The organism is Paenibacillus sp. EZ-K15 (genome assembly GCF_002573715.1).
Taxonomy (GTDB): Bacteria; Bacillota; Bacilli; order Paenibacillales; family Paenibacillaceae; genus Paenibacillus_AQ.
Map to the genome: position 1 here is coordinate 136,623 of NZ_PDHM01000021.1, position 12,028 is coordinate 148,650.

At 49.0% G+C, this 12,028-nt stretch carries 9 protein-coding genes; 5 read left to right on the forward strand and 4 right to left on the reverse strand.

Annotation, left to right across the window (positions count from 1 at the left end):
• Positions 1 to 169: 169 nt before the first annotated feature.
• The 5 genes from CRG97_RS24670 (at position 170) to CRG97_RS24690 (ending at position 7,915) form a co-directional block, all read left to right on the forward strand.
• Entirely contained in the window at positions 170 to 2,152 is a 1,983-nt protein-coding gene (locus CRG97_RS24670; RefSeq protein ID WP_098748348.1) for a DUF4832 domain-containing protein, read from the forward strand.
• Between the two features lie 348 nt (positions 2,153 to 2,500).
• Positions 2,501 to 3,208: a response regulator transcription factor gene (locus tag CRG97_RS24675; protein ID WP_098748349.1), complete on the forward strand. Its 708-nt coding sequence runs from the start codon at positions 2,501 to 2,503 to the stop codon at positions 3,206 to 3,208.
• Between the two features lie 5 nt (positions 3,209 to 3,213).
• Entirely contained in the window at positions 3,214 to 4,662 is a 1,449-nt protein-coding gene (locus CRG97_RS24680) for a HAMP domain-containing sensor histidine kinase (RefSeq protein WP_098748350.1), read from the forward strand.
• Positions 4,663 to 4,762: 100 nt separating this feature from the next.
• The gene (locus CRG97_RS24685; protein ID WP_098748351.1) at positions 4,763 to 5,527 is read left to right on the forward strand and encodes an ABC transporter ATP-binding protein; all 765 of its coding nucleotides are present in this window, start codon (positions 4,763 to 4,765) and stop codon (positions 5,525 to 5,527) included.
• Between the two features lie 6 nt (positions 5,528 to 5,533).
• Complete coding sequence (locus CRG97_RS24690; RefSeq protein ID WP_098748352.1) at positions 5,534 to 7,915, forward strand: ABC transporter permease; 2,382 nt, start codon at positions 5,534 to 5,536, stop codon at positions 7,913 to 7,915.
• Between the two features lie 87 nt (positions 7,916 to 8,002).
• Here CRG97_RS24690 and CRG97_RS24695 read toward each other — a convergent pair whose 3' ends face one another.
• The 4 genes from CRG97_RS24695 to CRG97_RS24710 form a co-directional block, all read right to left on the reverse strand.
• Positions 8,003 to 8,449 (reverse strand): DUF5946 family protein, encoded by a 447-nt coding sequence (locus tag CRG97_RS24695; RefSeq protein WP_098748353.1) that lies wholly within the window; start codon positions 8,447 to 8,449, stop codon positions 8,003 to 8,005.
• Between the two features lie 177 nt (positions 8,450 to 8,626).
• Complete coding sequence (locus CRG97_RS24700; protein WP_098748666.1) at positions 8,627 to 9,268, reverse strand: YitT family protein; 642 nt, start codon at positions 9,266 to 9,268, stop codon at positions 8,627 to 8,629.
• Between the two features lie 385 nt (positions 9,269 to 9,653).
• Positions 9,654 to 10,520, reverse strand: coding sequence for a phosphosulfolactate synthase (comA, locus tag CRG97_RS24705; RefSeq protein WP_098748354.1), 867 nt, complete (start codon positions 10,518 to 10,520; stop codon positions 9,654 to 9,656).
• A 113-nt stretch (positions 10,521 to 10,633) separates the two neighbouring features.
• Positions 10,634 to 11,944, reverse strand: coding sequence for an MFS transporter (locus tag CRG97_RS24710; protein ID WP_098748355.1), 1,311 nt, complete (start codon positions 11,942 to 11,944; stop codon positions 10,634 to 10,636).
• Between the last annotated feature and the right edge of the window lie 84 nt (positions 11,945 to 12,028).

A 12,028-nucleotide genomic window follows, 5' to 3' on the forward strand; every position in this document is an offset into this window, starting at 1 on the left:
ACAAGAAGCACCCAACACGGTGCTCTTTTTTTCATGGTGGATGGGGGAAGTTAGGAAGTTACTTGGGAAAGGAGGTGATAGACTCAGATTCGGTAGAGTGAATCCAGTGTTAAAAAGACGTTTGGACTTGCAGCTCTATGACACCAATCATTCTGTGAGGAGGTTTGACATGAAAGCATGGGGTATACAATTGAAAATGAGATTCGCTATTTTTACGATGACGGCCATTCTTCTTACCTTGTTCCCTTATCCCCTCTTTATTTCGGCTGCAGAAGCGCCTTCTATCGTTGTGGATGGTGATCCAAGTGACTGGGAAGGGCTTCCGGCTCTTTCCACGAATTCGGGAACCGCTAACATCTTAAAGGCTTCCCACGACGACAGGAATCTTTATCTGCTTGTGGAAGGCTCAGCCCTTAGCACTACCATGGGAAGCTTCTGGCTGAATACGGACAAGAATGCTTCGACCGGATATCAAGCTTTCGGATGGGGGGCGACCGGAATTGAATGGCTCCTCGAGAATCAATCGTTATACCGCTACGCAGGAAATGGAAGCAGCTGGAATTGGGATTGGTCTTCCGCCCTTCCTTCTTCTCAATACGTGCGTACCTCATCTACGATTGAAGTTGCACTCCCTCTCGCTACACTTGGACTAGCTGTAGGCAGCAGCGTGAGCATTGGTTATCTGGACAACAATTCGGATATCCATCGCCTGCCAGCGCAGAACCAGCCGCTTCCCGTTTATACGCTTAATGAAGGGAATCCCGGAAAAGAAATGATCGAATTTTACCCAAGCGAGCTGGATGATCCGCTCAATAACCCGTTTAAGGGTTGGGCTCCTTCAGCGAAATCAACCAATTACCCGCAGGACCACCGTCTCGTGTATGCCGGTGTCACCTGGAAGGAGTTAGAGCCTACCAAAGGCAACTATGATTTCAGTGCAATTGAAGCGTCCAATCATTTCGACTATTGGCAGAGCCGCGGAGTCAAGGTGGTGCTGCGCTTTATTCTGGACAGTCCTTCCGGCGTTCCTCACCGGGATATTCCCGACTGGTTGTACAACGACATGGCCAGTTTGGGACAATCTCCAGGTAAGGCCTACCAAGATGAAACCGGTGGTATGGGAGCCGGCAACAACACGGGCTTCTCCCCGAATTACAGTTCCCAGTATTTGATCGCCAGACACAAGCTTGCCATTGAGGCGATTGCGGAGCATTACAACACGGCCGATAGCCCAATTGCTTTTGTGCAAATCGGTTCGCTGGGCCATTGGGCGGAATTCCACACCTGGCCTTACATCGGACCGAACGGGGAAAGCAACTACACGGGCGCGTTTCCTCCGAACCCAATATCCAACCAATACATTCAGCACTATATTGATTCTTTCGCCGATCAGGAGGATCATACGCAGCTATTGATCAGACGGAGCGTGGAATTGGCCAAGAATAATAACAAGGGTCTGATTCTAGGAATGTATAATGACGTGTTCGGTGATCAGCCGAGCTTCGATTCCGAATGGGGATGGTATACTGGCACACAGAACGGCTATTGGGATGATATCGGCCAGCAGCAGCCAAACCATGCCAACTTCTGGGACACTCGCGTCTCTGGCGGCGAATTTTACGGGGGTGCCTATGGTATGAATGCTGCGCTCACGACAGGCAGCGGCTTTAATGAGACGCTGCGGCAGACCGAGCTTAGCAAACCGAGCTGGCTTGGACCGAATTCTCCAGCTTCCTTGGCGCTAGGCAATCCGTTGCAAGCCAATATGGATACACTGAAGAAACGAATGGGCTATCACTTTGTATTGAAGAAAGTTGCATATCCACAAGAAAATAGCGGAAGTGCGTTAAATGTATCCGTCGCTGTGGAAAATAAGGGAGTTCAACACTTCCCGTTCAACTGGCCTGTTGAAGTGCAGCTGCGCAGCGGAGGCCATGTCGTGGCACGTCAATCCACATCGGCGGACTTAAGAACCTGGAGGACTGGTTTACATACAGTCTCAGGCTCTATCTCCACAAACACGCTGCCAAACGGTACCTATGAGCTGACCATAGCTATTCTTAATCCATCCACGAACCAACCCGGGGTTGATTTTGCTAATACGGAGCGCCTTTCGGACGGAGCTTATAAGATCGGTACATGGACTAAATAATAAAAGCCGCAGGCTGATCCGAACACTATGAACAACAGCTATCGGGAATATCCCGATAGCTGTTGTTCACCTAAGATGCCAATAAAATCGTCCCCTGGCTGAGTTCTCGACAGGTCAGGTAACCGCATATCGATTGTGCAGCTTTGTTGTGGAAGAGTCGGCGAGACAGTTTCAGCTAAACCTCATACTCCAAAGCCTCATAATCCCCCTCTTCTTTCAATTCCGTCCGTTTCTCCGCATATTTCGTCACCATTCACCACCCTAACTGGTAATATTCCCCTTGTTTTCCTTAGCCCATGCTATAATGGACTCACCATTTAAAGCATACGGAACAGGGGCGACTTTCTAATGAATTCTCCTAAAACAGTACTGATCATTGAAGATGAACAGGATATCTCGCGCATTGTGAATGACTATTTGCGTGTTCAGGGATTCAGCACGTTCATCACGGAAAATGCCGGCGACGGATTGCAGGCGGTCCGCCACCGGCAGCCGGATTTTATCATTCTCGATCTGACATTGCCTGACGCTGACGGGATTGAAGTGTGCCGCAAGCTCCGTACATTGACGGCTGCGCCCATTCTAATTTTAAGCGCCCGCAGCAGCGACACGGACAAAGTGCTTGCCCTGGGTTTTGGCGCCGATGATTACATGACCAAGCCCTTCTCGCTCAGTGAACTGGTCGCTCGCGTTCAGGCACATTTGCGCAGAATGGCAGATCCGAAACTCCCGGTATCCCCACAGCAGCGCTTGCAATTTGGCGCCCTGTCGATTGATAAAAATGCCCGCAAGGTCATGGTCGGACAGCTGGAAATTTCTTTATCCGCCAAAGAATTTGATTTGCTATACTTTTTGGCCTCCAACCCTAATCAAGTGTTTACCAAATCGCAGCTGCTGGATCATGTGTGGGGGTATTCGGCTTATGTCGAGGATAATACGATCACGGTCTACATTCGGCGGCTCCGTGAGAAATTGGAACGAACCGAAATCAAGTCCTCCTATATTAAAACCGTATGGGGCGTCGGATATAAATTCAACCCCGATGAAACGGAGTAGCCTCTATGGACTGGAAAACTTGGTATGCTAGACGACTCTGGGCAGCTGGTCTATCCATCATTACAGTGATACTATCTGTCGTTTGGCTTACTCTTATTGGATCTTCAAACCAGCTGGCTCCGTCAACTATTGTGAAGCAAATTCGCGTACTGACGAATCCGATCGTCCATACCTTGGAAAATGAGCATGCGGAATTACTGCTCACCGACGCTCCGGTCCGGCGGCAATTAACCGACTGGAGTCAGGAGACGCGGGGCGGCCTCAAGGTTGTGCTTCCTGATGGAACGTTGATCTATGATAGCGAAAATTCATCGAAGCGCCCAATCAATCCGCGCTTTGAACTAGACTATACGCTGCGCATTTCTGACAGCGAACCGCCCCATTATCATCTCGCTTTTCCGCTGCTGGATGCCGGCACCAAAGCCTTTGTAGGTTACGCTCAATTTGCGGTCCCGGCATCTGCCTTGGCCGCAGTAATGCCCTCCTCCGACTCCTTTATTTATGTGTCATGGATCATGCTTTCTCTGGCACTTTTGACGCTGCTTTATTTATTCTTCTCCATCGGACGCCGGGTGCAGCATGACCTGGTGCAGCCTGTTGCCGGACTCAAGCCTTATGCGGAAGCTATATTGAGAGGTGACTATGAGCAGCGTGCCGAATGGACAAGCGATAATGAGGTCGGGGAGCTCTATGCCGTATTTGATCTCATGCGTGAAGAGATTCGTAATTTACATATCCAGCAAGCTGCACACAGCCAGTCGCATAAAGAACTCATATCCAATCTGTCTCATGACTTGAAAACTCCGCTGGCGACAATCAAAGCGTATATTGAAGCCATTCGCGAAGGGATTTGCCCTGATCTGCCAAGTGCGATGACTTATCTTGAAGTCGTGCACGCAAATACGAGTAAGATGGCCGTGCTCGTAGACGATTTGCTGCTGCACGCACTGCGTGATCTGGAACAGATTGCCGTACATCCGATTGAGCAGTACAGCGCTCCAGCGCTGGAGCCTATCTTCAACGCGATGGGCCATTATATCCGAACGATGGGCGTACGCTGCGAAGCGCCTGCTACGATTCCTAACGCGCTTGTCCGCATCGATGCTGTACGGATCGAACAAGTCATTGCCAATCTCGTCACGAACGCACTGAAGCATACCGCAACCGGGGATACAATTCGCCTCGCTGTTGAAGAACACTCGGAAACATCCTGCCTGCAGATCATCGTCTCCGATACAGGCAGCGGGATTTCCCCGCGTGATATGCCTTTTATTTTTGAACGGTACTATCAGGGTAACGTTTTACAACGAACTGCCGGCCAACTGGCCGAGCGCCACGGGGTCGGACTGGGTTTGTCGATTTGCAAATATATTATGGAAGCGCATGGCGGTACGATCTCTTTTCACAGTCAACAGCAGCAGGGAACGACCTTCTGCTTAACTCTGCCCCTTTAGCTGACTCCTGTCATACTTTATTTATAATTTGATAACAAATGTGCAAGATTCGTCCTCTATACTTTGGTGGCAGTGGGAGATAAAGAGAGGAGATCACAATATGCCTTCAAGCAACACCGTTATGCTGCAAGCTAGTAATTTATGCAAAACATACACCACTGGCAAGGAGCAATACCATGCCATCCGCAATGTCGATCTGTCCATTTATGAAGGAGATTTCACCGTCATTATGGGCGATTCGGGGTCGGGTAAGTCCACCTTGCTGTACTTGCTCAGCGGACTTGATGAAGTAACAGCCGGAGAAGTCTGTCTGCAGGGACAGCGCCTTGATCAATTTTCAGCCAAGGAGCTTGCACGCTTTCGGGCGAATCAAATCGGCTTTATCTATCAAAACAGCAACCTTGTACCGGACCTGTCGCTATTCGATAACATTGCCCTCCCTGGATATATCGCTAATCAGGACAAGGAGCAAGTGCGACAACGGGCACTTGACTTGATGGTCAATCTGTCCCTCGATAAACAGAGCAACCGGCTGCCTTCCCAAGTATCCGGAGGACAGCAGCAGCGGGCAGCAATCGCCAGGGCGCTCATCAATAACCCGGACATCATCTTCGCCGATGAGCCTACCGGCAGCCTGAACTACGAGCAAGGCGTTACGGTGCTTGATATATTGAGCCAGATGCACGCGGAAGGTCAATCGATTGTCATGGTCACCCACGACATGAAGGCAGCCTGCCGCGGCAATCGCCTCATCTATATTCGAGATGGCAAGATCGGGGGCACGCTGGATATGGGACCCTACAGTCCAGAGCAAGCCTCCGAGCGGGAAGCGATGATCTTTGCTTATGTCACCGGGAGGAGGTAGTCTGGGATGCGAGCCATATTAACACTCTGCTGGGGCAACCTGCGCAAAAGAAAAATGCAAAACACGCTGATCGCATTGCTTATTGCCCTATCTGCCCTACTAGTCAGCACCGCATTTACGGTCTTGATGAATACGGAAAATGTATTCAACGATCGCCATACGGCTGCTCAGGGTGCCCATGAAGTCATCAATATGACCCGCGGGTTGCATGACAAACAAATGGTAGCCGATTGGTGGTCAAGCCAAGACGGAGTAACCGCATCCAGCTTAGTCCCTTATAAGCCATGGACGGGACTGGTCTATAACGGAGAAGAATTGCCCAATCTTTATCTGTATATGATCAATACGCCTCCGATGCCGCATGGGGTCAACAATCCTCTTCCCGGTACAGGCCCTGAGCATCTGACCGTTCCGGAAGCCGGCGAGATCTGGATACCCACCTCGCTTGCCTACAAATACAACATGCACATCGGTGATGAATTGACGTTCACCTCAGGGACTGCACCCGTACATTTCACGATTGGCGCCATTGTCATCGACTTATCCCATGGCGGTCCTTTCTCGACCACTGCCCGCATCTGGATGAACGATGCCGACTACCGGTCAACCATGGGTAGCTTGTCCACTCCGGAGCAATACATGTTATCGCTTCGCTATGCGTATCCCGAACAAAGCGGGGAGTACTGGCAGCGCTTTGAGCAGGCGCTCGGATCGCCGTTTTTGGAGGAACGCGTTTCGTTTGCCGAATTGTCGGCCTTTTACTTTATCATGAACAAGGTGATCGGCTTTGTCATGAGTTTCCTCGGGCTGATCATGATCCTCGTCGCTTTGCTTACGATCGGCTTTACGATCACGGACACGATCCTTGCCAATTATCGCACCATTGGCATTCTCAAATCGATCGGCATGACTTCCGAACGCATCATCGGTACCTACTTGCTGCAATACGGTTTAATGGCGATTGTCGCCTTGGTCCCAGCACTGATTGCAAGTCGCCTCCTTTCAGATGTCATCATCCAGAATTCCCTGTCTTTTCTCAAATCCGATACAGCACCTGCTCCCGTTCAAGCAGCAGATGTTGCGATCTGGACCGGCTGCGGCCTGCTGCTCATCATCCTTCTATGCGTCCTTGTTTATGCTGCTAAGACACGCCATATTGAGCCCATTCAAGCGATCCGTTACGGCATGTCGGAATCCTCGCATAGTCGTACCCATCGGCATGGTGCCCGCATAAGACTACTGGACCGATGGTCCGTACCCACGGTCATCGGCTGGAAGCATGTGAGCGGCAACAAAAAAAGCGCAGCACTGATCTTTCTGTTGATGAGCATCACGGTGGCTGTGCTCGTCTTTGGCGCCGTGCTGGTAACCAGTGTCTATCGCATTGGTGAAACGTCGGCCCAGTGGGGTTATGACGATGCGGATATCGCCATTATGGTTATCCATGCGGAAGGTATGGATCGGGCAGAAATGCAAGCCTATATCCAAAACGACCCTCGGGTTCTCAGTCTAAACTGGTCTGGGGCCGCCACCGGCGTCATCGCGGATGTCGAAGGGGATAGCGATCATCAACAGACGTTTAGCCTCCCTTTGACGGTCGTGGAAGGCAGCATGGACGAGATGGGATTTGCCTCGCTTGCGGGCCGTAATCCTGCACTGCCTAATGAAGTTTCTATCGGAATCAATATTGCGCGTAAGTTGGACAAAGATATCGGCGACATACTCACGATCTACATTGAAGGAAAACCGCAGCAATTGCTGATTACCGGCACCTTTCAGTCTATTTCCAATTTGTCGAACGTCGCCAGGGTCACCTCGGACCTTGTGGAGCAGCTGCATCCGGACGCCGGGTTTATTCAGCTGAAGAGCAAAACCGATAGCGATGCGCTTGTACAGCAGCTGAACGAGCGTTACGGCCCTTCCATCCAAGCGCTGAAGCAGGAAGTGCTGCTCGATTCCGTATTCAAAGAAGCTGCGGCGGTTTTGCTCATTCCGATGAGTATGCTGGCTCTTCTGTTCATGGCTGTCACTTGTCTTATTGTTTATACGACTTGCCGTCTGCATATTCGTAAGGAAACGAAAACATATGGCATCTATGCCTCGCTCGGCCTGACAGCAACCGATATCCGTCGTGCCTTGACAAGTGGCATTGCCGGACTGGCTGCGCTTGGTGCACTTGTTGGCATCGCCTGCGGTGTCTACGCATTGCCAGCCGTGCTGCGCGGTCTGCTCTCTACCTACGGTATTGTCAAGCTGCCACTCATCATGGAATGGCCGCTAGCCATTGTGCTGGCTCTGATCGGGCTTGCTATTGCAGTCAGCGGCTGCTGGCTTGCTTCGCGAATCCTCCGCCGCACCTCCCTTAGGGTGTTGGTCATGGATTCATGAGGACAGCCCACGAGCAGAAGATGACCTCCGAATCTCGGAGGTCATCTTTTTTACTTCTTGCCTTAGTAAATCTTAATGTTGTTTCTCTTATTTTAATTCACATCGTATTTGTTCCTTCCACTTGATTATATTTGCGATGGCGTTTGTTTCACCGCCCAAGTAGATATCTTCTATGGTCATTGACCAAAATTTAGATTTGCGACTTCTTACGTTATTCGGAAGGGGGTTTGTTATTTTACCAACCTTGGTTACTAACTCTCGATTTTTCTTAAGTATATAGGCGGTATCCCAATCATGATCATAAGCATCCGTAAATAAATCAACCAGCAATCGGTAACCTTCCTCTGTATAATTGGAAGGATGCTGCAGCATATAACATGAAACAAGCCAAAAATGTAAAGCATATAACGCTGGATCACGATGTTCCCAGACAAGGGGAAAACCGAATAATTCATAGCAAGAAAACCCATCTATCCCCTTAGCTCCACACTCAATACATCTTCCAGACTCCATAACTGTACGATTATCAACCACTTTAAAATCCCCCCATCCAAAACCAAAACCCTACTTCCCTAAGATTAATAGATTGACGTTACGTAAGGTCAACTTTTTTTATTCAATGACCCTGCCCGAATCTTGTGCCGCCAGTAAAACAAGGGTGTTTAAACCCTTATTCCCCGGACACTTGAAAGCTTACGTCCGTATATAGAATCACTTTTTGCGCCAAGCGGGTTGATAGACTGACTTCGGGGGAGGAAACTGGTGAATCCAGTTAATGATCCGGGTTGACACCCACTGGCATACAACCGCAAGGATAATGATTTTCCAATCGATCACATAGGCCGTGAAAGCGAATATGATTCCATTCATCCAGAACAAGGAAGTACCGGGGTTAATTCTTTTATATTTGTAAATGGCCAAAGCAACATACCCGATTCCTCCGTTCGATACCCTCTGCCTTATGAGGATGGCGACACCTGTTCCGAGAATAACCGAGCCGAATAGAAGATCAATCCATACATTGCCAAACGGGGGTTCTAAGAACACCTCGAAGAAATTAACGGAAACGGACGTTACCGTTATAACAAATATGGTCCCGAAGGCACTGACACCGTCAAGATAAGGGACTGTAAAAGCAAGGAAAATAAAATTGGCTAGCCACAGTCCGAGACTCATTGGGAGTTCAAACACATGGTTCAGAAGAACCGCGATCCCTGCTCCTCCCCCCGAAGGAATGGCGTGAGGAAACAAGAACATTGCCATGGCAAAACCTTGAATGATGGAGCCGGCGGTAATGAAGAAGAGTTTCTTAGAAATATGACGAAAGAAAAAGGGGCTCTTTCGCCCGGGCATGATCTGTAAGTTCACACGGAATCATCCTTCATAGATTAGAGTAACAAGCCAGTCCTGCTTGTTTAGTGTATGCTTGTTCCCTGAAGGGGATTACCGGGATCGGTCTCTTCAACGAAAATATGTATAGGCTGACTCTGGAGTCTGGAGATATCCATAGACAGCCTTCTAGAGGTTGTTCAAAAAGTCCGCTTTTGATCACGAAGCGAATCAGGAAGCAGTTCGGCATCGAATCTTGAATTCAGCCGGGCCTTCCGGTGCTCACGTACCCAAAACGTACGCTCCGCTCCTCAGTCCCTAGCTTCATCCAACCTTCTCGGTGCTGAAAATCGACCTTTTTGAACACGCACTTCTAGTATTTATCATTCTCTTGTGGTTTGGTCTATGTTTAAATCACGTAACAAAATCCATCTGGATGTTTCTCTCTCACCCCGAGTTCAAACGTATCTTGACGAAGTCCCCGGCGCATCGTTTCAAGGGAAAGCACTTCGGTGGGTTGGATATTCCCCAAATGCACATTAGATCCCAATTTGCGGAGAAGCACCGCTTGCTGCTCCTTAAGAGGTGCCTCCCAAATCAGCTTTCTTGCATCCGACACATAGTCGATGATAGTATTTATCATTTCTTCCTGGCACTCGCCATGCTTATCGAAAATACCGATACCTAGTCCTGACTCGCGCGCTTCAACGATGATAAACTCGGCGCCTACGTCTAAATCCGCTTCCATCGTATACGCGAGCATTTCGGCTTCGATGCGGGAACCGGATTGCTTTTTACCATACTCCGTAAAAACCCGAAGTCCGCGTTGTTTACCTTCCCGGATGAGCTCCGTTCGTTTTTTTCGCGACATCTCAATCGTGCCGTCAGATACTTCTATTGCGTTAAATCCAAGACGGCATACGGTATTAAAAAATGCGGGGACGGCATCTTGCTGCACGGCTGTCTCAAGCAAGGTTCCGCCGGGCATGACCGTGATTCCATGTTGTTTGGCTAGATTGATTTTATATAGCAGCATTTCCGTTTTATACAGCGGAGCCGTCCCAAAACCGAATTTGACGCAATCGATGTAATCCGAGGCTGTCTCGATCACATCTGAAAACATGTTTCTACCCAAGCCTTTATCGATAACCATCGTCATCCCGCGTTCCATGACCCCGTAGGTGTCGTGGTCTTTTTTGCCGTGCTCGGGATTTTCGCGCAGCCCGCTCGGATCACATATCTCCATGGGCCAAACTGTTCGCAGGGAACTGTTCATTTTAGGATCTCCTCAATTCTTTTTGATGTAGTCGTTTAATCCAATGACATTGGCATAATATGCTCATGCCCATTGACAGGTGCCCATCTTTTTTACAATAAGCGATTTGTCCGTCATCCGATCTGCCGAGGCGGCTTAATCAAAAAGAACACGAAACCTAAAGCAACCAAAGATAGTGAAGACACGGTTATAAAAACAACATGATCCGATTTATCCATCATCCACCCGAATAAGGGAGGCCCTGCTGCAACTCCCAAAAATCGCAAGCTATTGTAAAGGGACGTAATCATTCCTCGCTCACTTTTCTCAACAGCGCCGGTGATCATTGTATTTAAGCAAGGAAGAAGCATTCCGGTTCCGATGCAGCTGACTGTCAGCAATCCGATAAACACGTAAATGTTGTTAATAAAGAAAAGTGTAGCCGCCAGAGAAAGGGTCATGGCAATCAGCCCGATATTCATCAGCCAACGGATCAGCAGGCCATTTTTCTTGATCAAACTTCCAGTTGTATAGGAGGTGATCACCATCCCAAGTAATGGAATGGCCAGAATCAAGCCCTTCACGACCCCGTCAATGTTATAAGGCTTGTCTTCAAGAATGTTGGATAAATAAAACAGTATGCCAAACAAAATGAATAGCCCCAGTGAACCGGCAAAAAAAGCAGTGATGAGCCAGCGGCCTTTTTCTTTAAAGATGCCTTTGATTTTCCCAAGGTATTTCCCTAGTTCTTGCTTTGAAGGTTGTTTCGATTCTTTGATCATAAAAATGACGGCCAACAACGATAGCGCACAGAACACGGGAAATGCGAAAAAGGAAGCATACCACACGATCAGCATAAGCAGGGAGCCGATGATCGGGCTGAGTACTTTGCCTGCGCCATTGGAGGCTTCGATTAGGCCCAGTGCCTTGCTTTCGGTCCCCCCATCGTATAAGTCGCCAACGAGCGCCATGGCAATCGGTGCTGTTCCGGCGGCTGCAAGCCCCTGAATCGCCCTCGCAGAGATAATCACCGCAAATGAGTTCCAAACGGCGCCGAATCCTGCAAGAATCCCGGCAGCTCCATATATGATCAAGGCGGGTATAATAATAATTTTGCGTCCATATCGATCGGATAAATAACCAATAATTGGAATAAACAAACCTGCTGCCAAGGAGAAAATTGTGATGATCAAGCTGCTTTGGAATTTACTGATACCAAGCTCCCTTTGCATTTCAGGAAGCCCCGGAACTAGCATGGAATTGCCGAAAACGAGTACGATTGGGATCGTCGCTAGTGCGATAAATTCCCACAATTGACCCTTTGAGCTGTTAGAAGACTTTGATTTTCCGGCAGATTCGCTGTCTTTTGTCTCCGCGGAGTCGGTCTGCAGGTCGATATCGCTATTAAAGCTGATATTCAGTTTTCGCTTTTTGGTCTTTTCCATGGTATCGCTCCTTGGACTTGAAGTTCGTGTATAGTTGGCCATTTTCTTTATTAGTACATGCTTCCTAATTATCACCACATCCAA